Raw genomic sequence first — 26,131 nt, forward strand, 5'->3', positions numbered from 1 at the left:
GACGACGGTCTGCGTTTCGCAATCCGTGAAGGCGGCCGTACCGTTGGCGCGGGCGTTGTTGCTAAAGTTCTGGGCTAATTAATTATCCCTGAAATAAAAAGGACGCTTCGGCGTCCTTTTTTGTTTTCTACCGTAAAGTCGCTGTCATAAAAATTCGCATTTTTTGTTTTCTCCCGCCACGTATTCCGGCGCCTGTGCTATTGTAATCATAACCATTCTCACTTACACTTTGCGCATATTTTGAACGGGAGTCTTTATGTACGTTTGTTTATGTAATGGTGTAAGCGACAAAAAAATTCGTCAGGCCGTTCGCCAGTTTCAACCACAATCTTTCCAGCAGCTTCGCAAGTTTGTTCCGGTGGGAAATCAATGCGGTAAATGCGTTCGCGCAGCGCGTGAGATCATGCAGGACGAACTGATGCAGATCCCGGAATTCAAAGAGATCGCGTAAGCCTCTATCTTTTTTTTGACATCCCCGTAGCCCGATCTACGCTTCAATGAGTGGAAGCGGAGGGACTATATAATGAAAGGTGATGTTAAAATCATAAGTTATCTCAATAAATTATTGGGAAATGAGCTTGTCGCAATCAATCAGTATTTTCTCCATGCAAGAATGTTCAAAAACTGGGGACTGACTCGCCTCAACGATGTTGAATACCATGAGTCCATTGATGAAATGAAACACGCCGATAAATACATTGAGCGTATTTTATTCCTCGAAGGCATTCCTAACCTACAGGATCTCGGAAAACTGGGCATCGGAGAAGATGTCGAAGAGATGCTGCGTTCTGATCTCCGGCTGGAGCTGGAGGGTACAAAAGACCTGCGTGAAGCCATTGCCTATGCGGACAGCGTACATGACTACGTCAGCCGCGATATGATGATCCAGATCCTGGCCGATGAAGAAGGACACATCGACTGGCTTGAGACCGAACTGGATCTCATTAGCAAAATTGGCCTACAGAACTACCTTCAGTCTCAGATCAAAGTGGAAAGTTAATCAGGCTTTCCCAGCCAACGCATAAACCCGCTGCCGCCAGAAATGGCCCAAAAGGCAGTGGGTTTTTTAATGCCTGCTTATCAGGAGTAAACAACGAGAAAGCAACCAGATACAGCAGAGCCATTAACGCGGCTACGAGTGCCAGTACTGGCAGTACGCACCAGCCATGCCATGCCCCCAGCGCCGCCAGATATTTTATGTCGCCATATCCCATACCTTCACGTCGGCAGATGAGCCGATATCCCCAATAGATAACGGCGAATCCGGCGTATCCTGCCAGCGCACCCACCACCGCGCTCGGCAAAAAATCAGGATGGAAGCACAGCTGGTAAAGCAGGCCGGTCCATAGCAGCGGGCAAAGAAATTTATCGGGAAGATGCCCCGAGCGAATATCGGTGCGAACAAGCAAGGCCGATAACGCAAAATAGATCAGCAGAAAGGGGAGGGACAGTAGCATAGCGAGAGCCTCAAAACGGTTTGAGCGCATACTCGTAATAATCTGCATGTCCGGCAATGTGCAAAAACAGCAATTGCGTAGCGGCTTCAGACAAAGAGTTGAGAAGGGATACTTTGCATAAAAAAATGCGAGGCCTTACGCAGAGTACGTCTTTAGCGCTTAATTTCTAAACGGCACTTGCGTCTTCCCCAGATTTACGTATAATGCGCGGGCTTGTCGTAATTGACGGCGGGTTCAATCTGAACCAGAGTAGCTCACTTTGTTACTCAACAATGCTCCCAATTGGGGAGCTACGTAAGAACGGTTACACTCTCCCATCAATCGTAATGGGTTTGAGGAGTAATCATTTTCGTTTATAAAATAATTGGAGCTCTGGTCTCATGCAGAACCAAAGAATCCGTATCCGCCTTAAAGCGTTTGATCATCGTCTGATCGATCAATCAACCGCGGAAATCGTCGAGACTGCTAAGCGCACTGGTGCGCAAGTCCGTGGTCCGATCCCGCTGCCGACCCGCAAAGAGCGCTTTACCGTTCTGATCTCTCCGCACGTTAACAAAGATGCGCGTGATCAGTACGAAATCCGCACTCACAAGCGTCTGGTTGACATCGTTGAGCCAACTGAGAAAACCGTTGATGCTCTGATGCGTCTGGATCTGGCTGCCGGTGTAGACGTGCAGATCAGCCTGGGTTAATCAGGTCATCGAGCGATTGAGAGGTTGAAACAATGATTGGTTTAGTCGGTAAAAAAGTGGGTATGACCCGCATCTTCACTGAAGATGGCGTTTCTATCCCAGTAACCGTAATCGAAGTTGAAGCAAACCGCGTTACTCAGGTTAAAGATCTGGCTAACGATGGCTACCGCGCTATTCAGGTTACCACTGGTGCTAAAAAAGCTAACCGTGTAACCAAACCAGAAGCGGGTCACTTCGCTAAAGCTGGCGTTGAAGCTGGCCGTGGTCTGTGGGAATTCCGTCTTGCTGAAGGCGAAGAGTTCACCGTAGGTCAGGACATTAGCGTTGAGCTGTTTGCTGACGTTAAAAAAGTTGACGTAACCGGTACCTCTAAAGGTAAAGGTTTTGCTGGTACCGTTAAGCGCTGGAACTTCCGTACCCAGGACGCTACTCACGGTAACTCCTTGTCTCACCGCGTTCCGGGTTCTATCGGTCAGAACCAGACTCCGGGCAAAGTGTTCAAAGGCAAGAAAATGGCAGGTCAGCTGGGCAACGAACGTGTAACCGTTCAGAGCCTGGACGTAGTACGTGTTGACGCTGAGCGCAACCTGCTGCTGGTTAAAGGTGCGGTCCCGGGTGCAACCGGTAGCGACCTGATCGTTAAACCAGCTGTGAAGGCGTAAGGGGATAGCAATGGAATTAGTATTGAAAGACGCGCAGAGCGCGCTGACTGTTTCCGAAACTACCTTCGGTCGTGATTTCAACGAAGCGCTGGTTCACCAGGTTGTTGTTGCTTATGCAGCTGGTGCTCGTCAGGGTACTCGTGCTCAGAAGACTCGTGCTGAAGTAACTGGTTCAGGCAAAAAGCCATGGCGCCAGAAAGGTACCGGCCGTGCGCGTTCAGGTTCTATCAAGAGCCCGATCTGGCGTTCAGGTGGCGTGACCTTCGCTGCGCGTCCACAGGACCACAGTCAAAAAGTTAACAAAAAGATGTACCGCGGCGCGCTGAAAAGCATTCTGTCCGAACTGGTACGTCAGGATCGTCTGATCGTTGTCGAGAAGTTCTCTGTTGAAGCGCCTAAAACTAAGCTGCTGGCACAGAAACTGAAAGACATGGCTCTGGAAGATGTGCTGATCATCACCGGTGAGCTGGACGAGAACCTGTTCCTGGCCGCGCGTAACCTGCACAAGGTTGACGTACGCGACGCGACTGGTATCGACCCGGTTAGCCTGATCGCCTTCGACAAAGTCGTAATGACTGCTGATGCTGTTAAGCAAGTTGAGGAGATGCTGGCATGATTCGTGAAGAACGTCTGCTGAAGGTGCTGCGCGCACCGCACGTTTCTGAAAAAGCGTCTACTGCGATGGAAAAAACAAACACCATCGTTCTCAAAGTTGCTAAAGACGCGACCAAAGCAGAGATCAAAGCTGCTGTGCAGAAACTGTTTGAAGTCGAAGTCGAAGTCGTTAACACCCTGGTAGTTAAAGGGAAAGTTAAACGTCACGGACAGCGTATCGGTCGTCGTAGCGACTGGAAAAAAGCTTACGTCACCCTGAAAGAAGGCCAGAACCTGGACTTCGTTGGCGGCGCTGAGTAAGTCGGAGGAGTAATACAATGGCAGTTGTTAAATGTAAACCGACATCTCCGGGTCGTCGCCACGTAGTTAAAGTGGTTAACCCTGAGCTGCACAAGGGCAAACCTTTTGCTCCGTTGCTGGAAAAAAACAGCAAATCCGGTGGTCGTAACAACAATGGCCGTATCACCACTCGTCACATCGGTGGTGGCCACAAGCAGGCTTATCGTATTGTTGACTTCAAACGCAACAAAGACGGTATCCCAGCAGTTGTTGAGCGTCTTGAGTACGATCCGAACCGTTCCGCGAACATCGCGCTGGTTCTGTACAAAGATGGCGAACGCCGTTACATCCTGGCCCCTAAAGGCCTGAAAGCTGGCGACCAGATTCAGTCTGGCGTTGATGCTGCAATCAAAGCAGGCAACACCCTGCCGATGCGCAATATCCCGGTTGGTTCTACCGTTCATAACGTAGAAATGAAACCAGGTAAAGGCGGTCAGCTGGCGCGTTCCGCGGGTACTTACGTTCAGATCGTTGCGCGTGACGGTGCTTATGTCACCCTGCGTCTGCGTTCTGGTGAAATGCGTAAAGTCGAAGCAGACTGCCGCGCTACTCTGGGCGAAGTTGGCAATGCTGAGCATATGCTGCGCGTTCTGGGTAAAGCTGGTGCTGCACGCTGGCGTGGTGTTCGTCCTACCGTTCGCGGTACTGCGATGAACCCAGTCGACCACCCACATGGTGGTGGTGAAGGTCGTAACTTTGGTAAGCACCCGGTAACTCCGTGGGGCGTTCAGACCAAAGGTAAGAAGACCCGCAGCAACAAGCGTACTGATAAATTTATCGTACGTCGCCGTAGCAAATAATTTTAGAGGATAAGCCATGCCACGTTCTCTCAAGAAAGGTCCTTTTATTGACCTGCACTTGCTGAAGAAGGTAGAGAAAGCGGTGGAAAGCGGAGACAAGAAGCCCCTGCGCACTTGGTCCCGTCGTTCAACGATCTTTCCTAACATGATCGGTTTGACCATCGCTGTCCATAATGGTCGTCAGCACGTTCCAGTCTTTGTTACCGACGAAATGGTTGGTCACAAACTGGGTGAATTCGCACCGACTCGTACTTATCGCGGCCACGCTGCTGATAAAAAAGCGAAGAAGAAATAAGGTAGGAGGAAGAGATGGAAACTTTAGCTCAACATCGCCATGCTCGTTCTTCTGCACAGAAGGTTCGCCTTGTTGCTGACCTGATTCGCGGTAAGAAAGTGTCGCAGGCCCTGGACATCCTGACCTATACCAACAAGAAAGCTGCGGTATTGGTCAAGAAAGTACTGGAATCTGCCATTGCTAACGCTGAACACAACGATGGCGCTGACATCGACGATCTGAAAGTCGCGAAAATTTTCGTAGATGAAGGCCCAAGCATGAAGCGCATTATGCCGCGTGCGAAAGGTCGTGCAGATCGCATCCTGAAGCGCACCAGCCACATTACTGTGGTTGTGTCCGATCGCTGAGACTCTGGAGACTAGCAATGGGTCAGAAAGTACATCCTAATGGTATTCGCCTGGGTATTGTAAAACCATGGAACTCTACCTGGTTTGCGAACACCAAAGAATTCGCTGACAACCTGGACAGCGATTTTAAAGTACGTCAGTACCTGACTAAGGAACTGGCTAAAGCGTCTGTATCTCGTATCGTTATCGAGCGTCCAGCTAAGAGCATCCGTGTGACTATTCACACTGCTCGCCCTGGCATCGTTATCGGTAAGAAAGGCGAAGACGTAGAAAAACTGCGCAAGGTCGTAGCGGATATCGCTGGCGTTCCTGCACAGATCAATATCGCTGAAGTTCGTAAGCCTGAACTGGACGCTAAATTGGTTGCTGACAGCATCACTTCTCAGCTGGAACGTCGTGTTATGTTCCGTCGTGCTATGAAGCGTGCTGTACAGAACGCAATGCGTCTGGGCGCTAAAGGTATCAAAGTTGAAGTTAGCGGCCGTCTGGGCGGCGCGGAAATCGCACGTACCGAATGGTACCGCGAAGGTCGCGTACCGCTGCACACTCTGCGTGCTGACATCGACTACAACACCTCTGAAGCGCACACCACTTACGGTGTAATCGGCGTTAAGGTATGGATCTTCAAAGGTGAGATCCTGGGTGGTATGGCTGCTGTTGAACAACCGGAAAAACCGGCTGCTCAACCTAAAAAGCAGCAGCGTAAAGGCCGTAAATAAGGAGCGTCGCTGATGTTACAACCAAAGCGTACAAAATTCCGTAAAGTGCACAAAGGCCGCAACCGTGGTCTGGCGCAGGGTACGGATGTTAGCTTCGGCACTTTCGGTCTGAAAGCTGTTGGCCGTGGTCGTCTGACTGCACGTCAGATCGAAGCAGCACGTCGTGCAATGACCCGTGCAGTTAAGCGTCAAGGTAAGATCTGGATCCGTGTATTCCCGGACAAACCGATCACCGAGAAGCCACTGGAAGTTCGTATGGGTAAAGGTAAAGGTAACGTGGAGTACTGGGTTGCCTTGATCCAACCGGGCAAAGTCCTTTATGAAATGGACGGTGTTCCGGAAGAGCTGGCCCGTGAAGCCTTCGGCCTGGCAGCAGCGAAACTGCCTATCAAAACCACCTTTGTAACTAAGACGGTGATGTAATGAAAGCAAAAGAGCTGCGTGAAAAAAGCGTTGAAGAGCTGAACGCTGAGCTGCTGAACCTGCTGCGTGAGCAGTTCAACCTGCGTATGCAGGCTGCAAGTGGCCAGCTGCAACAGACTCACCTGCTGAAGCAAGTGCGTCGCAATGTTGCGCGCGTTAAGACTTTACTGACTCAGAAGGCGGGTGCGTAATGACCGATAAAATCCGTACTCTGCAAGGTCGTGTTGTTAGCGATAAAATGGAGAAATCCATTGTTGTAGCTATCGAACGTTTTGTGAAACACCCGATCTACGGTAAATTCATCAAGCGTACGACCAAACTGCACGTACATGACGAGAACAACGAATGTGGTATCGGCGACAAGGTTGAAATCCGTGAATGCCGTCCACTGTCCAAGACTAAGTCCTGGACGCTGGTTCGCGTTGTAGAGAAAGCGGTTCTGTAATAGAGTACGCATTCTCAATACGAATAAACGGCTCAGCGATGAGCCGTTTATTTTTTCTACCCATATTGCAGAAGCGGTGTTATAATGCCGCGCCCTCGATATGGGGCTTTTTAACGGCTCTGATTTTAGAGTCTCAGGTAGTAGTTGACATTAGCGGAGCACTAAAATGATCCAAGAACAGACTATGCTGAACGTCGCCGACAACTCCGGTGCACGTCGCGTAATGTGTATCAAGGTTCTGGGTGGCTCGCACCGTCGCTACGCAGGCGTAGGCGACATCATCAAGATCACCATCAAGGAAGCAATTCCACGTGGTAAGGTCAAAAAAGGTGATGTGCTGAAGGCGGTAGTGGTGCGCACCAAGAAGGGTGTTCGTCGCCCTGACGGTTCTGTCATTCGCTTCGATGGTAATGCATGCGTTATTTTAAACAATAACAGCGAGCAGCCTATCGGCACGCGTATCTTTGGGCCGGTAACTCGTGAACTTCGTACTGAGAAGTTCATGAAAATTATCTCTCTGGCACCAGAAGTACTCTAAGGAGCGAATCATGGCAGCGAAAATCCGTCGTGATGACGAAGTTATCGTGTTAACCGGTAAAGATAAAGGTAAACGCGGTAAAGTAAAAAATGTTCTGTCTTCCGGCAAACTCGTCGTTGAAGGTATCAACCTGGTTAAGAAACATCAGAAGCCGGTTCCGGCCCTGAACCAACCAGGCGGCATCGTTGAAAAAGAAGCTGCTATTCAGGTTTCTAACGTTGCAATCTTCAATGCGGCTACCGGTAAGGCTGACCGTGTAGGCTTTAGATTCGAAGACGGTAAAAAAGTCCGTTTCTTCAAGTCTAACAGCGAAACTATCAAGTAATTTGGAGTAGTACGATGGCGAAACTGCATGATTACTACAAAGACGAAGTAGTTAACAAACTCATGACTGAGTTTAACTACAATTCTGTCATGCAAGTCCCTCGGGTCGAGAAGATCACCCTGAACATGGGTGTTGGTGAAGCGATCGCTGACAAGAAACTGCTGGATAACGCAGCAGCTGACCTGACAGCAATCTCCGGTCAAAAACCGCTGATCACCAAAGCACGCAAATCTGTTGCAGGCTTCAAAATCCGTCAGGGCTATCCGATCGGCTGTAAAGTAACTCTGCGTGGCGAACGCATGTGGGAGTTCCTTGAGCGCCTGATCACTATTGCTGTTCCACGTATCCGTGACTTCCGTGGCTTGTCCGCTAAGTCTTTCGACGGTCGTGGTAACTACAGCATGGGTGTCCGTGAGCAGATCATCTTCCCAGAAATCGACTACGATAAAGTCGACCGCGTGCGTGGTTTGGATATTACCATTACCACTACTGCGAAATCTGATGAAGAAGGCCGTGCTCTGCTGGCTGCCTTTGACTTCCCGTTCCGCAAGTAAGGTAGGGTTACTGAATGGCTAAGCAATCAATGAAAGCACGCGAAGTAAAGCGCGTAGCTTTAGCTGATAAATTCTTCGCTAAACGCGCTGAACTGAAAGCGATCATTTCTGATGTGAACGCTTCCGACGAAGATCGTTGGAATGCGGTTCTCAAGCTGCAGTCTCTGCCGCGTGATTCCAGCCCGTCTCGTCAGCGTAACCGCTGTCGTCAAACAGGTCGTCCACATGGTTATGTGGGCAAGTTTGGGTTGAGCCGTATCAAACTGCGTGAAGCCGCCATGCGCGGTGAAGTACCAGGCTTGAAAAAGGCTAGCTGGTAATTACCAATTGAATCACGGGAGTAAAGACAGATGAGCATGCAAGATCCGATCGCGGATATGCTGACCCGTATCCGTAACGGTCAGGCCGCGAACAAAGTTGCGGTCACCATGCCTTCCGCCAAGCTGAAAGTGGCAATTGCCAACGTGCTGAAGGAAGAAGGTTTTATCGAAGATTTTAAAGTTGAAGGCGACACCAAGCCGGAACTGGAACTTACTCTCAAGTATTTCCAGGGTAAAGCTGTTGTAGAAAGCATTCAGCGTGTCAGCCGCCCAGGCCTGCGCATCTATAAGAAAAAAGATGAGCTGCCAAAAGTAATGGCTGGTCTTGGTATCGCAGTTGTTTCTACCTCTAAAGGTGTTATGACTGATCGTGCAGCGCGCCAGGCTGGTCTTGGTGGCGAAATTATCTGCTACGTAGCCTAATCGGAGGAAAGAATGTCTCGTGTTGCTAAAGCACCGGTCGTTATTCCTGCCGGCGTTGATGTAAAAATCGACGGTCAGGTTATTACGATCAAAGGTAAAAACGGCGAGCTGACTCGTACCCTCAACAAAGCTGTTGAAGTTAAACATGCAGATAACGCTCTGACCTTCGGTCCACGTGATGGTTTCGTGGATGGATGGGCTCAGGCTGGTACCGCGCGTGCCCTGCTGAACTCAATGGTTGTTGGTGTTACCGAAGGCTTCACTAAAAAGCTTCAGCTGGTTGGTGTAGGTTATCGTGCAGCTATCAAAGGGAATGCAGTAGGCCTGTCTCTGGGCTTCTCACACCCTGTTGAGCATCCGCTGCCGGCCGGTATCACTGCAGAATGCCCGACTCAGACTGAAATCGTGCTGAAAGGCGCTGATAAACAGCTGATCGGTCAGGTTGCAGCAGATCTGCGCGCCTACCGTCGTCCTGAGCCTTATAAAGGCAAGGGTGTTCGTTACGCCGACGAAGTCGTGCGTACCAAAGAGGCTAAGAAGAAGTAAGGTAACACTATGGATAAGAAATCTGCTCGTATCCGTCGTGCGACCCGCGCACGCCGCAAGCTCAAAGAGCTGGGTGCAACTCGCCTGGTGGTACATCGTACCCCGCGTCATATTTACGCACAGGTAATTGCACCGAACGGTTCTGAAGTTCTGGTAGCTGCTTCTACTGTAGAAAAAGCTATCTCAGAACAATTGAAGTATACCGGTAACAAAGACGCCGCAGCAGCTGTAGGTAAAGCTGTCGCTGAACGCGCTCTGGAAAAAGGCATCAGCAATGTTTCCTTTGACCGTTCCGGGTTCCAATATCATGGTCGTGTCCAGGCACTGGCAGATGCTGCCCGTGAAGCTGGCCTTCAGTTCTAAGGTAGAGGTGTAAGATGGCTCACATCGAAAAACAGGCTGGCGAACTGCAGGAAAAGCTGATCGCGGTAAACCGCGTATCTAAAACCGTTAAAGGTGGTCGTATTTTCTCCTTCACAGCTCTGACTGTAGTGGGTGATGGCAACGGTCGCGTTGGTTTTGGTTACGGTAAAGCGCGTGAAGTTCCAGCAGCGATCCAGAAAGCGATGGAAAAAGCCCGTCGCAATATGATTAACGTCGCGCTGAACAACGGTACCCTGCAACACCCAGTTAAAGGTGTTCACACGGGTTCTCGTGTATTCATGCAGCCAGCTTCCGAAGGTACCGGTATCATCGCCGGTGGTGCAATGCGCGCCGTTCTGGAAGTTGCTGGAGTTCATAACGTTCTGGCTAAAGCATATGGTTCCACCAACCCGATCAACGTGGTTCGTGCAACTATTGATGGCCTGGAAAATATGAATTCTCCAGAAATGGTCGCTGCCAAGCGTGGTAAATCCGTTGAAGAAATTCTGGGGTAATTGACCATGGCAAAGACTATTAAAATCACTCAAACCCGCAGTGCAATCGGTCGTCTGCCGAAACACAAGGCAACGCTGCTTGGCCTGGGTCTGCGTCGTATTGGTCATACCGTTGAGCGCGAGGATACTCCTGCTGTTCGTGGTATGGTCAACGCGGTTTACTTCATGGTTAAAGTTGAGGAGTAAGAGATGCGTTTAAATACTCTGTCTCCGGCCGAAGGCTCTAAAAAGGCGGGTAAACGCCTGGGTCGTGGTATCGGTTCTGGCCTCGGCAAAACCGGTGGTCGTGGTCACAAAGGTCAGAACTCTCGTTCTGGCGGTGGCGTACGTCGCGGTTTCGAGGGTGGCCAGATGCCACTGTACCGTCGTCTGCCGAAGTTCGGCTTCACCTCTCGCAAAGCAGCGATCACAGCGGAAATCCGTCTGTCTGACCTGGCGAAAGTTGAAGGCGGCGTTGTAGACCTGAACACGCTGAAAGCGGCTAACATTATCGGTATCCAGATCGAGTTCGCGAAAGTGATCCTGGCTGGTGAAGTTTCTACTCCGGTAACTGTTCGTGGCCTGCGTGTTACTAAAGGTGCTCGTGCTGCTATCGAAGCTGCTGGCGGTAAAATTGAGGAATAAGTAGCAGATGGCTAAGCAACCGGGATTAGATTTTCAAAGTGCCAAAGGTGGATTTGGCGAGCTGAAACGCAGACTGCTGTTTGTAATCGGCGCGCTGATTGTGTTCCGTATTGGCTCTTTTATTCCGATCCCTGGTATTGATGCCGCTGTACTTGCCAAACTGCTTGAGCAACAGCGAGGCACCATCATTGAAATGTTCAACATGTTCTCTGGTGGTGCTCTCAGCCGTGCTTCTATTTTCGCACTGGGTATTATGCCGTACATTTCGGCATCAATTATTATCCAGCTGCTGACGGTCGTTCATCCGGCCCTGGCAGAGTTGAAGAAAGAAGGGGAGTCTGGACGTCGTAAGATTAGCCAGTACACCCGTTACGGCACTCTGGTGCTGGCAATATTCCAGTCGATCGGTATTGCTACCGGTCTTCCGAATATGCCTGGTATGCAGGGCCTGGTATTAAACCCAGGCTTTGCATTCTATTTCACCGCTGTTGTAAGTCTGGTCACAGGGACCATGTTCCTGATGTGGCTCGGCGAACAGATTACTGAACGAGGTATCGGTAACGGTATCTCAATCATTATCTTCGCCGGTATCGTTGCGGGTCTCCCGCCGGCCATCGCCCATACTATCGAGCAAGCGCGTCAAGGCGACCTGCACTTCCTCCTGTTGCTGTTGGTTGCAGTATTAGTATTTGCAGTGACGTTCTTTGTTGTCTTCGTTGAACGTGGTCAACGCCGCATTGTGGTGAACTACGCTAAACGTCAGCAGGGTCGTCGTGTCTATGCTGCACAGAGCACACATTTACCGCTGAAAGTGAATATGGCGGGGGTTATCCCGGCTATCTTCGCTTCCAGTATTATTCTGTTCCCGGCAACCATCGCGTCATGGTTCGGGGGCGGTACTGGTTGGAACTGGCTGACAACAATTTCGCTGTATTTGCAGCCTGGGCAACCACTTTATGTGTTACTCTATGCGTCTGCGATCATCTTCTTCTGTTTCTTCTACACGGCGTTGGTCTTCAACCCGCGTGAAACAGCAGATAACCTGAAGAAGTCCGGTGCATTTGTACCAGGAATTCGTCCGGGAGAGCAAACGGCGAAGTATATCGATAAAGTAATGACTCGTCTGACTTTGGTTGGTGCGCTTTATATTACTTTTATCTGCCTGATCCCGGAGTTCATGCGTGATGCAATGAAAGTACCGTTCTACTTCGGTGGGACCTCACTGCTTATCGTTGTTGTCGTGATTATGGACTTTATGGCTCAAGTGCAAACTCTGATGATGTCCAGTCAGTATGAGTCTGCATTGAAGAAGGCGAACCTGAAAGGCTACGGCCGCTAACTGGTCGCCTGAGAAGTTACGGAGAGTAAAAATGAAAGTTCGTGCTTCCGTCAAGAAATTATGCCGTAACTGCAAAATCGTTAAGCGTGATGGTGTCATCCGTGTGATTTGCAGTGCCGAGCCGAAGCATAAACAGCGCCAAGGCTGATTATTTCGCATATTTTTCTTGCAAAGTTGGGTTGAGCTGGCTAGATTAGCCAGCCAATCTTTTGTATGTCTGTACGTTTCCATTTGAGTATCCTGAAAACGGGCTTTTCAGCATGGTGCGTACATATTAAATAGTAGGAGTGCATAGTGGCCCGTATAGCAGGCATTAACATTCCTGATCAGAAACATGCTGTGATCGCATTAACTTCGATCTACGGCGTCGGCAAGACCCGTTCTAAAGCCATTCTGGCTGCAGCGGGTATCGCTGAAGATGTTAAGATCAGTGAGCTGTCTGAAGAACAAATCGACACGCTGCGTGACGAAGTTGCCAAATTTGTCGTTGAAGGTGATCTGCGCCGTGAAATCAGCATGAGCATCAAGCGCCTGATGGATCTTGGTTGCTATCGCGGTTTGCGTCATCGTCGTGGTCTGCCAGTACGCGGTCAGCGTACTAAGACCAACGCACGTACCCGTAAGGGTCCGCGCAAACCGATCAAGAAATAATCGGGGTGATTGAATAATGGCAAAGGCACCAGTTCGTGCACGTAAACGTGTAAGAAAACAAGTCTCTGACGGCGTGGCTCATATCCATGCTTCTTTCAACAACACCATCGTTACTATTACTGATCGTCAGGGTAACGCATTGGGTTGGGCAACAGCCGGTGGTTCCGGTTTCCGTGGTTCTCGCAAATCCACTCCGTTCGCAGCTCAGGTTGCAGCAGAGCGTTGCGCTGAAGCCGTAAAAGAATACGGCATCAAGAATCTGGAAGTTATGGTTAAAGGTCCGGGTCCGGGTCGTGAATCTACTGTTCGCGCTCTGAACGCCGCTGGTTTCCGCATCACGAATATTACTGATGTGACTCCGATCCCTCATAACGGTTGTCGTCCGCCGAAAAAACGTCGCGTATAACGCTCGTTTTTTAGGTTAGTTGGAGATAGAAAATGGCAAGATATTTGGGTCCTAAGCTCAAGCTGAGCCGTCGTGAGGGCACCGACTTATTCCTTAAGTCTGGCGTTCGCGCGATCGATACCAAGTGTAAAATTGAACAAGCTCCTGGCCAGCACGGTGCGCGTAAACCGCGTCTGTCTGACTATGGTGTGCAGTTGCGTGAAAAGCAAAAAGTTCGCCGTATCTACGGTGTGCTGGAGCGTCAGTTCCGTAACTACTATAAAGAAGCAGCACGTCTGAAAGGCAACACAGGTGAAAACCTGCTGGCTCTGCTGGAAGGTCGTCTGGACAACGTTGTATACCGTATGGGCTTCGGCGCGACTCGTGCTGAATCACGCCAGCTGGTTAGCCATAAAGCAATCATGGTAAACGGTCGTGTTGTTAACATCGCTTCTTATCAGGTTAAAGCGAATGACGTTGTTAGCATTCGTGAGAAAGCGAAAAAGCAATCTCGCGTGAAAGCCGCTCTGGAGCTGGCTGAGCAGCGTGAAAAGCCAACCTGGCTGGAAGTTGATGCTGGCAAGATGGAAGGTACGTTCAAGCGTCAGCCGGAACGTTCTGATCTGTCTGCGGACATTAACGAACACCTGATCGTCGAGCTTTACTCCAAGTAAAGCTTAGTACCAAAGAGAGGACACAATGCAGGGTTCTGTGACAGAGTTTCTAAAACCGCGCCTGGTAGATATCGAGCAAGTGAGTTCGACGCACGCCAAGGTGACCCTTGAGCCTTTAGAGCGTGGCTTTGGCCATACTCTGGGTAACGCACTGCGCCGTATTCTGCTCTCATCGATGCCGGGTTGCGCGGTGACCGAGGTTGAGATTGATGGTGTACTTCATGAGTACAGCACCAAAGAAGGCGTTCAGGAAGATATCCTTGAAATCCTGCTCAACCTGAAAGGGCTGGCGGTGAGAGTTCAGGGTAAAGATGAAGTTATTCTTACTCTGAATAAATCTGGCATTGGCCCTGTGACTGCAGCCGACATCACCCACGACGGTGATGTTGAAATCGTCAAGCCGCAGCACGTGATCTGCCACCTGACCGATGAGAACGCAGCTATTAGCATGCGTATCAAAGTTCAGCGCGGTCGTGGTTATGTGCCGGCTTCTGCCCGAATTCATTCGGAAGAAGATGAGCGCCCAATCGGCCGTCTGCTGGTCGACGCATGCTACAGCCCTGTAGAGCGTATTGCCTACAATGTTGAAGCAGCGCGTGTAGAACAGCGTACCGACCTGGACAAGCTGGTCATCGAAATGGAAACCAATGGCACAATCGATCCTGAAGAGGCGATTCGTCGTGCGGCAACCATCCTGGCAGAACAACTGGAAGCTTTCGTTGACTTACGTGATGTACGTCAGCCGGAAGTGAAAGAAGAGAAACCAGAATTCGATCCGATCCTGCTGCGCCCTGTTGACGATCTGGAATTGACTGTCCGCTCTGCTAACTGCCTCAAGGCAGAAGCTATCCACTATATCGGTGATCTGGTACAGCGTACCGAGGTTGAGTTGCTGAAAACGCCGAACCTGGGTAAAAAATCTCTTACCGAGATTAAAGACGTGCTGGCTTCACGTGGTCTGTCTCTGGGCATGCGCCTGGAAAACTGGCCACCGGCAAGCATTGCTGACGAGTAACCGGATCACAGGTTAAGGTTTTACTGAGAAGGATAAGGTCATGCGCCATCGTAAGAGTGGTCGTCAACTGAACCGCAACAGCAGCCATCGCCAGGCTATGTTCCGCAACATGGCAGGTTCACTGGTTCGTCATGAAATCATCAAGACGACCCTGCCTAAAGCGAAAGAGCTGCGTCGCGTAGTTGAGCCGCTGATTACTCTTGCCAAGACTGACAGCGTTGCTAATCGTCGTCTGGCATTCGCCCGTACTCGTGATAACGAGATCGTGGCAAAACTGTTTAACGAACTGGGCCCGCGTTTCGCGAGCCGTGCCGGTGGTTACACTCGCATTCTGAAGTGTGGCTTCCGTGCAGGCGACAACGCGCCGATGGCTTACATCGAGCTGGTTGATCGTTCAGAGAAAGCAGAAGCTGCTGCAGAGTAATCTGTAGTAACGTAAAAAAACCCGCCTCGGCGGGTTTTTTTATATCCGCAGAATCTCCACTTATCTACAATGTCTGTATCTTTTCTGCTCACCCCCTGGAGTTCATTATGTGGTTGCTCGATCAGTGGGCTGAACGCCATATTTGCGATGCCCAAAACAAAGGCGAGTTCGAAAATCTTCCCGGCAGCGGTGAGCCGCTGATTCTGGACGATGATTCACATATTCCCCCTGAATTACGGGCCGGTTATCGCTTACTGAAAAACGCAGGTTGTTTACCGCCTGAGCTTCAGCAACGTAATGAAGCCGTCGAGCTTGCCGATCTGCTTAAAGGCATTCATAAGAATGACCCGCGGTACTCTGAAATCAGTCGTCGGTTGGCGCTCATAGAGCTAAAACTGCGCCAGACGGGAATGAATACTGACTTTTTGCATGGTGAGTACAGTGAAAGGTTAATACAAAAAATAAACAAGGAGTAGCCATGTACCGCATAGGTGAACTTGCGAAGCTTGCTAACGTAACGCCGGATACTATCCGCTACTACGAAAAGCAGCAGATGATCGATCATGAGGTCAGAACGGAAGGTGGATTTCGCCTTTATACGGATAACGACCTGCAACGCCTTCGTTTTATCCGCTATGCACGGCAACTCGGCTTCACGCTGGAGTCGATCCGTGAACTGCTGTCGATCCGTATCGATCCTGAACATCATACGTGTCAGGAATCTAAAAGCATCGTTCAGGCCCGGCTGGATGAAGTTGAAGGACGTATTCAGGAGCTGCAAGCCATGCAGCGATCTCTGCAAAGGTTAAATGACGCGTGCTGCGGTACCGCTCATAGCAGTGTTTATTGCTCAATACTGGAAGCTCTTGAACAGGGCGCCAGTAGTGAAACTCAGGGTTGTTGATTTTTTATCAGCCAGGGACTAGACTCCCGCCGACATTAACTATGCTCAGGAGAAATGATGAGCCGCTATCAGCATACTAAGGGACACATTAAGGATAACGCCATTGAGGCATTGCTTCACGACCCACTTTTCAGACAGCGAGTTGAGAAGAACAAGAAAGGAAAAGGGAGTTATTTACGTAAAGGTAAACATGCACAACGGGGTAACTGGGAGGCCAGTGGCAAGCAAGCTAATCGCTTTTTTACCACTGGCCTTTCTGTTTCTGTCGCCTGATTAAACGCGGTTATTCTGCTCTTTTAACAGATCGCGAATTTCAGTCAGTAAGACTTCTTCTTTAGTTGGTGCTGGCGGGGCAGCAGCCGGTTCTTCTTTTTTACGGTTAAGTCTGTTGATAAGTTTGATCGCCATGAAAATGGCAAATGCCACGATCACGAAATCAAATACGTTCTGAATGAATACGCCGTAGTGCATTACAACCGCAGGGATATCGCCCTGAGCTTCCCGAAGGGTGAAGGCGAATTGTTTGAAATCAATGCCTCCAATCAACAGTCCTAACGGCGGCATAATAATGTCGGCGACTAATGATGAAACGATCTTACCGAACGCCGCACCAATAATGACACCCACAGCCAAATCCACTACATTCCCGCGCATCGCAAATTCGCGAAACTCTTTAATAAAACTCATTATGTTCTCCTTGTGCCAGCTGACGCCTATAAGTTTAACAAATGATTAGCTAATTGCCATTGGGGATAAATAATCGTTATGAAAATAAAAGGCATGAAAATTAGAAGGTTAATATGTGGGTGCTCTCGTCTGAGCACCCAAATCATTACAGGAAGAATGGACTTGGCTGGAATAAACGCTCGACGTCGGTAATAAATTTTTTATCGGTCAGGAACATAATAACGTGGTCACCCTGCTCGATACGTAAATTATCATTGGCGATCATGACATCGTTACCTCGCACTACGGCGCCGATAATGGTGCCTGGTGGAAGTTTAATTTCGTCGATCGCGCGACCAACAACGCGCGACGTCGTTTCATCCCCGTGAGCGACGGCTTCAATGGCTTCAGCAACACCACGACGCAGAGACGACACGCCGACAATATCCGCTTTACGCACATGGCTTAGCAGGGCAGAGATGGTGGCTTGCTGGGGTGAAATAGCAATATCAATTACGCTACCCTGTACCAGGTCGACATAAGCCTTACGCTGGATAAGCACCATTACTTTTTTCGCCCCCATACGTTTAGCGAGCATGGCGGACATAATATTCGCTTCGTCGTCGTTGGTGACGGCAATAAAAAGATCAACCTGATCGATATGCTCTTCGGCCAGCAATTCCTGATCCGAAGCATCGCCATAAAACACGATAGTATTCTGAAGTTTTTCAGCCAGCTCCGACGCGCGCTGTTGATCTCGTTCGATCAGCTTCACGCTGTAGTCTTTTTCCAGCCGTCTCGCCAGACCTGCGCCAATATTACCGCCGCCAACCAGCATAATACGTTTATACGGTTTTTCGAGACGCTGAAGTTCACTCATCACCGCACGGATATGCTGAGAAGCCGCAATAAAGAAGACTTCATCCCCGGCTTCGACAATGGTGGAACCTTGCGGACGAATAGGTCTGTCGTGACGGAAAATCGCCGCAACACGCGTATCGATATGTGGCATATGCTCGCGCATTGTCGACAGGGCATTACCAATCAGCGGGCCGCCGTAATAAGCCTTCACGACCGCCAGGCTTACTTTCCCTTCAGCAAAGTTCACAACCTGCAACGCGCCCGGGTACTCAATCAGACGATAAATACTGTCGATAACCAACTGCTCAGGGGCAATAAGATGGTCGATAGGTACTGCTTCGGAATTAAACAGCTTTTCCGCATCCCGGACATAGTCCGGGGAGCGAATGCGGGCGATGCGGTTCGGTGTGTTGAACAGCGAGTAGGCCACCTGGCATGCAACCATGTTGGTTTCATCAGAACTGGTTACTGCAACCAGCATGTCGGCATCGTCCGCGCCCGCCTCACGAAGCACTCGAGGATGAGAGCCGTGCCCCTGCACAACACGAAGATCAAACTTGTCCTGCAAAACGCGCAGGCGATCGCCATTGGTATCCACAATGGTGATATCGTTGTTTTCGCCCACGAGATTTTCCGCCAGCGTTCCGCCAACTTGCCCTGCGCCCAGAATGATAATTTTCATCTTTCGTGACCTGTTCTCAACATCACTCTTTGATTAGCTTAGCGTAAAAGAAGCCATCACCCTCTTCTGCGCCCGGCAGGTTTTGCAGACCCGGGTGCTCAGGTGTTCCCGTATCATGCAGCGTCGCGTCCGGGGTGCGCTTCAGGAAAGCCGCAATTTGCTGACTGTTTTCTTCCGGAAGAACAGAGCAGGTTGCATACACCAGGGTTCCGCCGGGTTTGAGATGCGGCCAGATGGCATCCAGAATTTCGGATTGCAACTGGGCAAGCTCCTTGATATCACGATCGCGACGCAGCCATTTGATATCGGGATGACGACGAATTACGCCGGTTGCAGAGCAGGGGGCGTCCAGCAAAATACGATCGAACCGGGTATCACCACACCAGTCTGCGGGTTTACGTCCATCGCCTTGCTTAACCTGTGCTTTCATACCCAGACGCTTGAGGTTGTCATAGACGCGTGAAAGACGCTGCTCATCAACATCCACGGCCATCACGCAGGCCTGCGGCGCCACTTCCAGAATGTGCGTTGTTTTTCCCCCTGGCGCTGCACAAAGATCAAGGATCTGCTCCCCGTCTTTCGGTTCAAGCCAGGCCATGCACCCCTGAGCGGATGCGTCCTGTACCGTTACCCAGCCCTCTTCAAAACCGGGTAATGCATGTACCGGTGCAGGGGAGGCTAAACGAACCGCATCAGGATAAGCCGCGTGTGTGAAGCCGCTCATTCCGGTCTCTTCCAGCAGGGCCAGCCATGCGTCGCGGGTATGATGGTTACGATTGACGCGTAACCACATCGGCGGACGTTGGTTGTTGGCATCCACAATGTCTTGCCATTGCTGTGGGTAGGCTTTTTTAAGGCGATTCAGCAGCCATTCTGGATGCAGGAAGCGCGCTTCGCTTTGCGCAAATTCTGCCAGCAGTTCGTCCTGCTGACGCTGGAACTGACGCAGCACGCCGTTAATCAATCCTTTCAGCTGGGGACGTTTAATCGCAACGGCACCTTCCACTGTCTCAGCCAGCGCAGCATGAGGTGGAATGCGGGTATGAAGAAGCTGGTAGAAACCGACCATGATCAAATAATGCACGGTACGTTGCTTGCCGCTCATCGGGCGTGACATCAGCTTATTAATTAACCATTCAAGCTGAGAGAGGGTACGCAGCACGCCAAAGCACAGCTCCTGAAGCAGCGCTTTATCTTTATCGGAAACCTTTTGTTGCAGTGGAGGCAGGACATTACTCAGTGACTGGCCCTGCTCAATAACCTGCTCAACGGCCTGAGCCGCCATAGTGCGTAGATTTTGTCTTTTCATAACCGTAAAAATAAAAATGCCCGGAAACACCGGGCCTTAAGAGTAAATTTGTTCAGGCAAGACGATTGCCAGGGATGAACCATTCACGACGGGAATTTAATAGATCCTGCGCGCTCATTGCCTTTTTACCGGCCGGTTGCAGCGATTCAAGATTCAGGATCCCTTCTCCGGTCGCAACCTGGATACCGTTTTTGCTGGCGTCGATAATCGTACCGGGCTCTGCTGATGTATTGCCGTTAATAACTGAAGCTTTCCAGACTTTCACTGGCTGCTCATCAATCATCAACCAGCTCATCGGCCACGGATTAAAGGCGCGGATGCAGCGTTCGAGTTGAGCTGCTGACAGGGACCAGTCGATCCGGGCTTCTTCTTTACTCAGTTTTTCAGCATAGGTCACCTGTGCCTCATCCTGCACTTCAGGTGTCGCTGTATTGTCAGCAAGCTGTTGCAACGTCTCAATCAGCCCCTGCGGACCGAGAGCCGCCAGCTTGTCATACAGCGTGGCGCTGGTATCTTCTGCGGTAATGGAACACGCCAGTTTATACAGCATGTCGCCCGTGTCTAAACCTACGTCCATCTTCATGATTGTCACGCCAGTTTCAGCATCGCCTGCCCACAGAGCGCGCTGAATAGGGGCTGCACCGCGCCAGCGTGGGAGCAAAGAACCATGAACGTTAACACAGCCCAGGCGGGGCATATCGAGTACCGCTTTTGGCAGAATGAGGCCGTAAGCCACAACTACCATCACGTCAGCGTTCAGGTCTGCCACTAACTGCTGGTTTTCCTCAGGTCGTAATGACGCTGGCTGGAATACCGGTAAACCATGCGTTTCTGCCAGTACTTTAACCGGGCCAGGCATCAGTTTTTTACCGCGGCCAGCCGGTCGATCCGGCTGAGTAAATACGCCAACAATCTGATGACCAGACGATAGCAGCGCGTCGAGATGACGCGCTGCAAAATCAGGGGTACCCGCGAAGATTATACGTAGTGATGTAGACACGTTATTCCTTGTATCCGGGGGGCGTTAAGCGCGAGAACGCAAACGATCCAGTTTCTCAACTTTCTGACGAATACGCTGTTGCTTCAGAGGTGAGAGGTAATCGATAAACAGTTTACCGACCAGGTGATCCATCTCATGCTGAATGCAAATCGCCAGCAGATCGTCGGCTTCCAGCTCAAACGGATTGCCGTCACGATCCAGTGCGCGAATTTTAACTTTTTCGGCACGTGGCACCAAAGCGCGCTGTTCAGGGATAGACAGACAGCCTTCCTCAATGCCTGTTTCGCCGCTTTTTTCAAGCAGTTCAGGGTTGATCAGCACCAGACGCTCATCGCGATTTTCAGAAACGTCGATCACGATAATACGCTTGTGAATGTCTACCTGGGTCGCCGCCAGGCCAATGCCTTCTTCAGCGTACATGGTATCGAACATATCATCGACGATACGCTGAATTTCTGCATTCACTTCTTTAACCGGTTCCGCGACGATGCGAAGACGCTCGTCAGGAATATGTAACACTTGCAAAACTGCCATAAATTTCCAGAGTCGTGTTCAGGAGTTGATAAGAATATTACTTCTATTCTAGACAAATCCCCGGTCGATTGACAGCATCAGTGACCAATCGCAAAGATTGCTGAGGCTGCTTATGGCAGGGAAAAGGATGACGTCCACAGAGATATGGTTACGGCTTATAAACATCGGGTCGTTATACGGTGACGCGATGCTGGAGATTGCGCAGAGGCTGCTTCGCCAGGCAACCGTTGATGCTGAAGCTGTCAACGCGGCAGGGCTTTCGCCCAAACATGCCGTAAAGTTTTTTTCGTTCAGCGAGAGTGAGCTTGAACGTAGTCTGGAATGGCTTGAACACACCGACAACCACCTTCTCACGGCGGATGATCCTCGTTTTCCGCCATTGTTGCGTTCTATACCTGATTTTCCCGGGGCGCTCTTTGTGCGAGGCCGCGTCGACGTGCTTAATAGCATGCAGCTTGCGGTTGTGGGCAGCCGTGCGCCCTCGTGGTACGGCGAGCGTTGGGGGAAAATGCTCAGTGAACAGCTGTCCCAATGTGGCTTTACGATCACCAGTGGCCTGGCTTGCGGCATCGACGGTGTGGCACATCATGCGGCGTTGTCAGCAAAAGGGCGAAGTGTCGCCGTGCTTGGCAATGGTCTTTTTAGTCTCTATCCGCGTCGTCATCACATTCTGGCTGAGCAACTTATCGCTTCTGAGGGGGCGATAGTATCTGAGTTTTCACTTTCGACATCGCCCAGACCGGGTAACTTTCCACGGCGTAACCGGATCATCAGCGGGTTAAGCCAGGGCGTGCTGGTGGTCGAAGCTGCGATTCGAAGTGGATCGCTGGTTACTGCAAGGTGCGCACTGGAGCAGGGGCGTGAAGTTTTTGCGCTGCCCGGCCCGTTGGGGAACCCTGGCTGCGAAGGCCCTCACTGGCTGATAAAACAGGGGGCGACGCTGGTGACCTGTAAAGAGGATATCCTGGAAAATTTGCAGTATGGATTGCATTGGTTGCAGGATGATCTCCAAAAGCGACATATTTCATCGGATCAGGAGGCCGTAGCATTGCCATTTCCCAAGCTCCTGGCTAACGTAGGAGATGAGGTAACACCTGTTGACGTTGTCGCTGAACGTGCCGGCCAACCTGTGCCAGTAACGGTAGCACAGCTACTCGAACTGGAGTTAGCAGGGTGGATCGCAGCTGTACCCGGCGGCTATGTCCGATTAAGGAGGGCATGCCATGTTCGACGTACTGATGTATTTGTTTGAGACTTACATCCACAACGAAGCAGAAATGCAGGTGGATCAGGACAAATTAACACGGGATCTGACCGACGCAGGTTTTGAGCGGGAAGATATTTATAATGCGTTGATGTGGCTGGATAAGTTGGCTGATTATCAGGACGGCCTCGCCGAACCGATGCAGCTTGCTTCTGACCCATTGTCTGTGCGCATCTATACAGCTGAAGAGTGTGAAAGGCTGGATGCCAGCTGCCGGGGATTCATTTTATTCCTCGAGCAGATTCAGGTGCTAAACCTCGAAACGAGAGAGATGGTGATAGAGCGCGTCATGGCGCTGGATACTGCTGAATTTGAACTGGAAGATCTGAAATGGGTGATCCTGATGGTGCTGTTCAACATTCCAGGCTGTGAAAATGCCTATCAGCAAATGGAAGAATTACTCTTTGAAGTGAATGAAGGTATGCTGCATTAATTCTATGTGCAGCAACAAGAGTTGTTATGGCCAAATCAGCACTCTTCACGGTGCATAAAAACGAGCCCTGCCCACAGTGTGGGGCTGAACTTGTTATTCGGTCCGGGAAACACGGTCCGTTTCTCGGTTGTTCACACTATCCGGAATGTGATTATGTCCGTCCCCTGAAGAGCCAGGCGGACGGACATATCGTCAAAATTCTGGAGGGACAGCTTTGTCCGCTCTGCGGCGGCGAACTGGCGCTGCGGCAGGGGCGGTTCGGGATGTTTATCGGATGCAGCCGCTACCCGGAATGTGATCATACGGAACAAATTGATAAACCAGATGAAACGGCAATTGCCTGCCCTCAGTGCCAGCGTGGTCAATTGGTGCAGCGCCGCTCTCGTTATGGCAAGACCTTCCATTCGTGCGATCGCTATCCCGAATGCCAGTTCGTTATCAATTTCAAACCAGTAGCGGGCGTCTGCCCTCATTGCGATTATCCGTTACTTATAGAAAAGAAAACCGCGCAAGGCTTGAAACGCTTTTGCGCCAGTAAACAATGTGGAAAGCCGGTTTCGGCGGATCAAATCAGTGAATAATAACCTGCCATCAGGCTCCATCGCGCAGGCGGTGGAAATCCTGAAAAAAGAAGAAGTCATCGCCTATCCAACAGAAGCCGTTTTCGGGGTCGGGTGCGATCCTGACAGCGAAGTCGCCGTTAACCGTCTGCTGGCGCTAAAACAGCGGCCTGTCGAAAAAGGATTGATTTTGATCGCTGCGAACTACGCGCAGCTTAAGCCTTATATTGATGATTCCATGCTGACGCCTGCACAGCGGGAAACCATTTTCTCTGCGTGGCCTGGTCCCGTGACGTTTGTTTTTCCTGCACAACCGACAACGCCGCGCTGGTTAACCGGGCGTTTCGATTCACTTGCGGTACGCGTTACCGACCATCCGCTGGTGGTGGAGTTATGCCAGGCATTTGGTAAACCTCTGGTTTCAACCAGCGCCAACCTGACCGGGCTTCCCCCCTGTCGGACAACCGAAGAAGTTCTGGCGCAGTTCGGGAGTGATTTCCCGGTAGCCGTCGGTGAAACCGGTGGCCGTCTTAACCCGTCAGAAATTCGCGATGCCTTGACCGGCGAACGTTTTCGCCAGGGATAATGTGATGGAAACCTATGCTGTTTTTGGTAACCCGATCGCGCACAGCAAGTCGCCTCTGATCCATCAGCTGTTTGCAGAGCAATTGCAGATAGATCACCCATATGGTCGGGTTCTTGCGCCTGTTGATGCATTTTTACCGACGCTAAATAGCTTTTTTGTTGCGGGCGGTAAAGGTGCGAACGTTACGGTGCCTTTTAAAGAAGAGGCTTTCGGGCGTGCGGATGAGCTGACCGAGCGTGCGTCGCTCGCTGGTGCCGTCAATACTCTTAAGCGGCTCGAAGATGGTCGCCTTCTGGGCGATAACACCGATGGCATAGGTTTACTCAGCGATCTGGAGCGACTGTCGTTTATTAAACCAGGCTTTCGGATCCTGCTGATCGGTGCGGGTGGCGCGTCGCGCGGCGTATTGCTTCCTCTTCTTTCGCTGGATTGTGCGGTGACAATCACCAACCGTACTTTCTCCAGAGCAGAAGAACTGGCGGCGTTGTTCGCGCACACAGGCAGCGTAGCTGCGGTAGCACTTGAGGATCTCGCGGGTCACGAATTTGATCTTGTGATTAATGCCACCTCAAGCGGTATTAATGGAGAGATCCCGGCGATTCCTGCATCCCTGGTTCATTCCCACATCTACGCCTATGACATGTTTTATCAAAAAGGGAAAACGCCATTTCTGACCTGGTGCGAACAACAGGGGGCAAAACATGTGGCTGATGGTCTGGGCATGCTGGTGGGGCAGGCGGCTCATGCGGTGCTACTCTGGCATGGCGTGTTACCTGCTGTAGAACCGGTGATCGAAAAGCTGAAACAGGAACTGATGGCATGAATCAGGCGATTCATTTTCCCGACAGAGAAATCTGGGATGAAAACAAGCAAGCGGTGTGTTTCCCGGTGCTGGTGCATGGAATGCAGCTCACCTGTGCGATTAAAGGGGAGACGTTGCTTCAGCGCTTTGGTGGTTCAGATCCGTTAGCGGTCTTTTGTGAAAATCGCTGGGATCTAGAAGAGGAAGCCAGCGATTTGATCCGCGTACAGCAGGAAGACGATCAGGGCTGGGTCTGGTTATCCTGATCCAGATAGTCATTCTTCCATTTAACGTAATTGTTCGCTGAGTATTTCAATCCTTCGATCTCCGCCTCCTTTAGGGGGCGGATCTGTTTAACCGGACTGCCTAAATAGAGATAGCCACTTTCCAGGCGTTTGTTTTGCGGAACTAGGCTTCCTGCGCCAATCATTACGTCATCTTCTACTATGACGCCATCCAGCAAAATCGATCCCATCCCAACGAGAACCCTGTTACCGATTGTGCAGCCGTGGAGCATTACTTTATGACCGACGGTAACATCTTCCCCAATGATGAGCGGATTGCCCTCAGGGTTATATGATGACTTATGAGTCACATGCAGCACGCTGCCGTCCTGAATATTGGTGCGTGCACCGATTGCAACATAGTTAACATCGCCCCGGATCGCGACGAGTGGCCAGATGCTGACATCATCGGCCATGCGAACATCACCAATGACCACGCTGCTGGCATCGATCATCACGCGATCGCCTTTTTGGGGGAACAGATCTTTATAAGGACGTAATACTGCAAACATATCTACCTCGATACAGATGAGCGCTATTAAAGAAGACTTTGATCGTATTCCTGGATCGAGGCAAGGCAAAATGCGTCAATTTTTAAGCGGATCGGGTGGGTTTTCAGCGAAAAGCACGGAAAATCATCAGTTGGAAAAAAAGATCTAAAAAATACTTGTGCTAAAAACTGGGATCCCTATAATGCGCCTCCATCGACACGGCGGATGTGAATCACTTCACAAACAACCCGGTCGGTTGAAGAGA

General features: G+C 50.7%; 47 protein-coding genes. 40 read left to right on the forward strand and 7 right to left on the reverse strand.

Annotated elements, in window-relative coordinates; translation table 11 throughout:
• The 3 genes from ACOTZD_RS22420 to bfr all read left to right on the forward strand — a co-directional run.
• On the forward strand, window positions 1-78 hold a 78-nt coding region (locus tag ACOTZD_RS22420; protein ID WP_001184434.1), incomplete at its 5' end, for a hypothetical protein.
• 178 nt (window positions 79-256) lie between these two features.
• Window positions 257-451, forward strand: coding sequence for a bacterioferritin-associated ferredoxin (gene bfd / locus ACOTZD_RS22425; protein ID WP_003863268.1), 195 nt, complete (start codon window positions 257-259; stop codon window positions 449-451).
• Between the two features lie 72 nt (window positions 452-523).
• Entirely contained in the window at window positions 524-1,000 is a 477-nt protein-coding gene (bfr, locus tag ACOTZD_RS22430) for a bacterioferritin (protein WP_174402465.1), read from the forward strand.
• Here the strand turns inward: bfr and ACOTZD_RS22435 are convergent.
• Window positions 984-1,457: a prepilin peptidase gene (locus ACOTZD_RS22435; RefSeq protein WP_129256528.1), complete on the reverse strand. Its 474-nt coding sequence runs from the start codon at window positions 1,455-1,457 to the stop codon at window positions 984-986. The two genes, bfr and ACOTZD_RS22435, sit on opposite strands and share 17 nt — an antisense overlap.
• 380 nt (window positions 1,458-1,837) lie before the next feature.
• Here ACOTZD_RS22435 and rpsJ point away from each other — a divergent pair, with 380 nt between their 5' ends.
• From rpsJ to ACOTZD_RS22590, 31 genes are all read left to right on the forward strand, one after another.
• Window positions 1,838-2,149 carry a 30S ribosomal protein S10 gene (gene rpsJ, locus ACOTZD_RS22440; RefSeq protein WP_001181005.1) on the forward strand — a complete coding sequence of 104 codons (312 nt, stop codon included), beginning with the start codon at window positions 1,838-1,840 and terminating at the stop codon, window positions 2,147-2,149.
• Window positions 2,150-2,181: 32 nt separating this feature from the next.
• The gene (gene rplC / locus ACOTZD_RS22445; RefSeq protein ID WP_003863274.1) at window positions 2,182-2,811 is read left to right on the forward strand and encodes a 50S ribosomal protein L3; all 630 of its coding nucleotides are present in this window, start codon (window positions 2,182-2,184) and stop codon (window positions 2,809-2,811) included.
• 10 nt (window positions 2,812-2,821) lie between these two features.
• Window positions 2,822-3,427, forward strand: a complete 606-nt coding sequence (gene rplD / locus ACOTZD_RS22450; protein WP_000424395.1) for a 50S ribosomal protein L4 — start codon at window positions 2,822-2,824, stop codon at window positions 3,425-3,427.
• The gene (rplW, locus tag ACOTZD_RS22455; protein ID WP_000617546.1) at window positions 3,424-3,726 is read left to right on the forward strand and encodes a 50S ribosomal protein L23; all 303 of its coding nucleotides are present in this window, start codon (window positions 3,424-3,426) and stop codon (window positions 3,724-3,726) included. The genes rplD and rplW overlap by 4 nt, the downstream gene beginning before the upstream one ends.
• Before the next feature lie 17 nt (window positions 3,727-3,743).
• Complete coding sequence (gene rplB, locus ACOTZD_RS22460; protein WP_000301859.1) at window positions 3,744-4,565, forward strand: 50S ribosomal protein L2; 822 nt, start codon at window positions 3,744-3,746, stop codon at window positions 4,563-4,565.
• Window positions 4,566-4,581: 16 nt separating this feature from the next.
• Complete coding sequence (rpsS, locus tag ACOTZD_RS22465; RefSeq protein WP_001138117.1) at window positions 4,582-4,860, forward strand: 30S ribosomal protein S19; 279 nt, start codon at window positions 4,582-4,584, stop codon at window positions 4,858-4,860.
• Between the two features lie 14 nt (window positions 4,861-4,874).
• Window positions 4,875-5,207 (forward strand): 50S ribosomal protein L22, encoded by a 333-nt coding sequence (rplV, locus tag ACOTZD_RS22470; RefSeq protein WP_002919773.1) that lies wholly within the window; start codon window positions 4,875-4,877, stop codon window positions 5,205-5,207.
• Between the two features lie 17 nt (window positions 5,208-5,224).
• Entirely contained in the window at window positions 5,225-5,926 is a 702-nt protein-coding gene (gene rpsC / locus ACOTZD_RS22475) for a 30S ribosomal protein S3 (protein ID WP_000529945.1), read from the forward strand.
• Between the two features lie 12 nt (window positions 5,927-5,938).
• Entirely contained in the window at window positions 5,939-6,349 is a 411-nt protein-coding gene (gene rplP / locus ACOTZD_RS22480; RefSeq protein WP_002919759.1) for a 50S ribosomal protein L16, read from the forward strand.
• Window positions 6,349-6,540: a 50S ribosomal protein L29 gene (gene rpmC / locus ACOTZD_RS22485; RefSeq protein WP_003863282.1), complete on the forward strand. Its 192-nt coding sequence runs from the start codon at window positions 6,349-6,351 to the stop codon at window positions 6,538-6,540. The genes rplP and rpmC overlap by 1 nt, the downstream gene beginning before the upstream one ends.
• Entirely contained in the window at window positions 6,540-6,794 is a 255-nt protein-coding gene (gene rpsQ / locus ACOTZD_RS22490; RefSeq protein ID WP_002438707.1) for a 30S ribosomal protein S17, read from the forward strand. Before rpmC ends, rpsQ begins: the two co-directional genes overlap by 1 nt.
• Window positions 6,795-6,960: 166 nt before the next feature.
• A complete protein-coding gene (gene rplN / locus ACOTZD_RS22495; RefSeq protein WP_002919748.1) occupies window positions 6,961-7,332 on the forward strand; it encodes a 50S ribosomal protein L14 in 372 nt (123 codons plus the stop codon).
• Window positions 7,333-7,342: 10 nt separating this feature from the next.
• A complete protein-coding gene (rplX, locus tag ACOTZD_RS22500; protein WP_003863287.1) occupies window positions 7,343-7,657 on the forward strand; it encodes a 50S ribosomal protein L24 in 315 nt (104 codons plus the stop codon).
• A 14-nt stretch (window positions 7,658-7,671) separates the two neighbouring features.
• Window positions 7,672-8,211, forward strand: a complete 540-nt coding sequence (gene rplE / locus ACOTZD_RS22505; RefSeq protein ID WP_003863290.1) for a 50S ribosomal protein L5 — start codon at window positions 7,672-7,674, stop codon at window positions 8,209-8,211.
• A gap of 14 nt (window positions 8,212-8,225) precedes the next feature.
• Complete coding sequence (gene rpsN, locus ACOTZD_RS22510) at window positions 8,226-8,531, forward strand: 30S ribosomal protein S14 (protein ID WP_003863291.1); 306 nt, start codon at window positions 8,226-8,228, stop codon at window positions 8,529-8,531.
• A gap of 30 nt (window positions 8,532-8,561) precedes the next feature.
• Window positions 8,562-8,954, forward strand: a complete 393-nt coding sequence (gene rpsH, locus ACOTZD_RS22515) for a 30S ribosomal protein S8 (protein WP_006178918.1) — start codon at window positions 8,562-8,564, stop codon at window positions 8,952-8,954.
• Between the two features lie 12 nt (window positions 8,955-8,966).
• Window positions 8,967-9,500, forward strand: a complete 534-nt coding sequence (rplF, locus tag ACOTZD_RS22520) for a 50S ribosomal protein L6 (protein WP_003863296.1) — start codon at window positions 8,967-8,969, stop codon at window positions 9,498-9,500.
• A gap of 9 nt (window positions 9,501-9,509) precedes the next feature.
• A complete protein-coding gene (rplR, locus tag ACOTZD_RS22525) occupies window positions 9,510-9,863 on the forward strand; it encodes a 50S ribosomal protein L18 (RefSeq protein WP_003863297.1) in 354 nt (117 codons plus the stop codon).
• Window positions 9,864-9,877: 14 nt separating this feature from the next.
• Window positions 9,878-10,378, forward strand: a complete 501-nt coding sequence (gene rpsE / locus ACOTZD_RS22530; RefSeq protein WP_003863299.1) for a 30S ribosomal protein S5 — start codon at window positions 9,878-9,880, stop codon at window positions 10,376-10,378.
• Between the two features lie 6 nt (window positions 10,379-10,384).
• On the forward strand, window positions 10,385-10,564 hold the full coding sequence (rpmD, locus tag ACOTZD_RS22535) for a 50S ribosomal protein L30 (protein WP_003863301.1): 180 nt from the start codon (window positions 10,385-10,387) through the stop codon (window positions 10,562-10,564).
• A 3-nt stretch (window positions 10,565-10,567) separates the two neighbouring features.
• A complete protein-coding gene (gene rplO / locus ACOTZD_RS22540; RefSeq protein WP_003863304.1) occupies window positions 10,568-11,002 on the forward strand; it encodes a 50S ribosomal protein L15 in 435 nt (144 codons plus the stop codon).
• 7 nt (window positions 11,003-11,009) lie between these two features.
• Window positions 11,010-12,341, forward strand: coding sequence for a preprotein translocase subunit SecY (gene secY, locus ACOTZD_RS22545; protein WP_003863305.1), 1,332 nt, complete (start codon window positions 11,010-11,012; stop codon window positions 12,339-12,341).
• Window positions 12,342-12,372: 31 nt separating this feature from the next.
• Window positions 12,373-12,489, forward strand: coding sequence for a 50S ribosomal protein L36 (rpmJ, locus tag ACOTZD_RS22550; protein WP_000868187.1), 117 nt, complete (start codon window positions 12,373-12,375; stop codon window positions 12,487-12,489).
• Window positions 12,490-12,635: 146 nt separating this feature from the next.
• On the forward strand, window positions 12,636-12,992 hold the full coding sequence (rpsM, locus tag ACOTZD_RS22555; RefSeq protein ID WP_003863308.1) for a 30S ribosomal protein S13: 357 nt from the start codon (window positions 12,636-12,638) through the stop codon (window positions 12,990-12,992).
• Between the two features lie 16 nt (window positions 12,993-13,008).
• Window positions 13,009-13,398 carry a 30S ribosomal protein S11 gene (gene rpsK, locus ACOTZD_RS22560; protein WP_003863312.1) on the forward strand — a complete coding sequence of 130 codons (390 nt, stop codon included), beginning with the start codon at window positions 13,009-13,011 and terminating at the stop codon, window positions 13,396-13,398.
• 32 nt (window positions 13,399-13,430) lie between these two features.
• Complete coding sequence (gene rpsD / locus ACOTZD_RS22565; protein WP_003863314.1) at window positions 13,431-14,051, forward strand: 30S ribosomal protein S4; 621 nt, start codon at window positions 13,431-13,433, stop codon at window positions 14,049-14,051.
• A 25-nt stretch (window positions 14,052-14,076) separates the two neighbouring features.
• Window positions 14,077-15,066 carry a DNA-directed RNA polymerase subunit alpha gene (locus ACOTZD_RS22570; RefSeq protein WP_002919219.1) on the forward strand — a complete coding sequence of 330 codons (990 nt, stop codon included), beginning with the start codon at window positions 14,077-14,079 and terminating at the stop codon, window positions 15,064-15,066.
• 40 nt (window positions 15,067-15,106) lie between these two features.
• Window positions 15,107-15,490, forward strand: a complete 384-nt coding sequence (rplQ, locus tag ACOTZD_RS22575) for a 50S ribosomal protein L17 (RefSeq protein ID WP_001216368.1) — start codon at window positions 15,107-15,109, stop codon at window positions 15,488-15,490.
• Between the two features lie 107 nt (window positions 15,491-15,597).
• Window positions 15,598-15,966 (forward strand): DUF1992 domain-containing protein, encoded by a 369-nt coding sequence (locus tag ACOTZD_RS22580; protein ID WP_023314932.1) that lies wholly within the window; start codon window positions 15,598-15,600, stop codon window positions 15,964-15,966.
• A 2-nt stretch (window positions 15,967-15,968) separates the two neighbouring features.
• Complete coding sequence (gene zntR, locus ACOTZD_RS22585) at window positions 15,969-16,394, forward strand: Zn(2+)-responsive transcriptional regulator (RefSeq protein ID WP_003863328.1); 426 nt, start codon at window positions 15,969-15,971, stop codon at window positions 16,392-16,394.
• Window positions 16,395-16,451: 57 nt separating this feature from the next.
• Complete coding sequence (locus ACOTZD_RS22590; RefSeq protein ID WP_003863329.1) at window positions 16,452-16,667, forward strand: alternative ribosome-rescue factor A; 216 nt, start codon at window positions 16,452-16,454, stop codon at window positions 16,665-16,667.
• Here the strand turns inward: ACOTZD_RS22590 and mscL are convergent, their stop codons facing one another.
• The 5 genes from mscL to def form a co-directional block, all read right to left on the reverse strand.
• Window positions 16,668-17,081, reverse strand: coding sequence for a large-conductance mechanosensitive channel protein MscL (mscL, locus tag ACOTZD_RS22595; RefSeq protein WP_003863335.1), 414 nt, complete (start codon window positions 17,079-17,081; stop codon window positions 16,668-16,670).
• Window positions 17,082-17,226: 145 nt separating this feature from the next.
• Window positions 17,227-18,603, reverse strand: coding sequence for a Trk system potassium transporter TrkA (gene trkA / locus ACOTZD_RS22600; protein ID WP_003863337.1), 1,377 nt, complete (start codon window positions 18,601-18,603; stop codon window positions 17,227-17,229).
• 22 nt (window positions 18,604-18,625) lie between these two features.
• Window positions 18,626-19,912: a 16S rRNA (cytosine(967)-C(5))-methyltransferase RsmB gene (rsmB, locus tag ACOTZD_RS22605; RefSeq protein WP_032610139.1), complete on the reverse strand. Its 1,287-nt coding sequence runs from the start codon at window positions 19,910-19,912 to the stop codon at window positions 18,626-18,628.
• Window positions 19,913-19,964: 52 nt separating this feature from the next.
• Complete coding sequence (gene fmt, locus ACOTZD_RS22610) at window positions 19,965-20,912, reverse strand: methionyl-tRNA formyltransferase (RefSeq protein WP_023314929.1); 948 nt, start codon at window positions 20,910-20,912, stop codon at window positions 19,965-19,967.
• Between the two features lie 24 nt (window positions 20,913-20,936).
• Window positions 20,937-21,446: a peptide deformylase gene (gene def, locus ACOTZD_RS22615; protein ID WP_006812188.1), complete on the reverse strand. Its 510-nt coding sequence runs from the start codon at window positions 21,444-21,446 to the stop codon at window positions 20,937-20,939.
• 127 nt (window positions 21,447-21,573) lie between these two features.
• On the opposite strand from def, the gene dprA reads away from it, so the two are divergent.
• From dprA to ACOTZD_RS22645, 6 genes are read left to right on the forward strand one after another with little or no spacing between them, the layout of a single operon-like run.
• On the forward strand, window positions 21,574-22,698 hold the full coding sequence (gene dprA, locus ACOTZD_RS22620) for a DNA-protecting protein DprA (protein WP_003863350.1): 1,125 nt from the start codon (window positions 21,574-21,576) through the stop codon (window positions 22,696-22,698).
• A complete protein-coding gene (gene smg, locus ACOTZD_RS22625) occupies window positions 22,670-23,143 on the forward strand; it encodes a DUF494 family protein Smg (RefSeq protein ID WP_000460665.1) in 474 nt (157 codons plus the stop codon). Before dprA ends, smg begins: the two co-directional genes overlap by 29 nt.
• Window positions 23,144-23,169: 26 nt before the next feature.
• On the forward strand, window positions 23,170-23,724 hold the full coding sequence (locus ACOTZD_RS22630; protein ID WP_003863351.1) for a type I DNA topoisomerase: 555 nt from the start codon (window positions 23,170-23,172) through the stop codon (window positions 23,722-23,724).
• Window positions 23,717-24,289 carry an L-threonylcarbamoyladenylate synthase type 1 TsaC gene (gene tsaC / locus ACOTZD_RS22635; protein ID WP_003863353.1) on the forward strand — a complete coding sequence of 191 codons (573 nt, stop codon included), beginning with the start codon at window positions 23,717-23,719 and terminating at the stop codon, window positions 24,287-24,289. The genes ACOTZD_RS22630 and tsaC overlap by 8 nt, the downstream gene beginning before the upstream one ends.
• A 4-nt stretch (window positions 24,290-24,293) precedes the next feature.
• Window positions 24,294-25,112 carry a shikimate dehydrogenase gene (aroE, locus tag ACOTZD_RS22640; RefSeq protein WP_023314927.1) on the forward strand — a complete coding sequence of 273 codons (819 nt, stop codon included), beginning with the start codon at window positions 24,294-24,296 and terminating at the stop codon, window positions 25,110-25,112.
• On the forward strand, window positions 25,109-25,357 hold the full coding sequence (locus ACOTZD_RS22645) for a DUF1488 domain-containing protein (RefSeq protein ID WP_003863356.1): 249 nt from the start codon (window positions 25,109-25,111) through the stop codon (window positions 25,355-25,357). Before aroE ends, ACOTZD_RS22645 begins: the two co-directional genes overlap by 4 nt.
• On the opposite strand, the gene ACOTZD_RS22650 is transcribed toward ACOTZD_RS22645, so the two are convergent.
• The gene (locus tag ACOTZD_RS22650) at window positions 25,333-25,887 is read right to left on the reverse strand and encodes a gamma carbonic anhydrase family protein (RefSeq protein ID WP_003863357.1); all 555 of its coding nucleotides are present in this window, start codon (window positions 25,885-25,887) and stop codon (window positions 25,333-25,335) included. The two genes, ACOTZD_RS22645 and ACOTZD_RS22650, sit on opposite strands and share 25 nt — an antisense overlap.
• Between the last annotated feature and the right edge of the window lie 244 nt (window positions 25,888-26,131).

It is taken from the genome of Enterobacter cloacae complex sp. SHL022 (assembly GCF_049237785.1).
Taxonomy (GTDB): Bacteria; Pseudomonadota; Gammaproteobacteria; order Enterobacterales; family Enterobacteriaceae; genus Enterobacter; species Enterobacter hormaechei_C.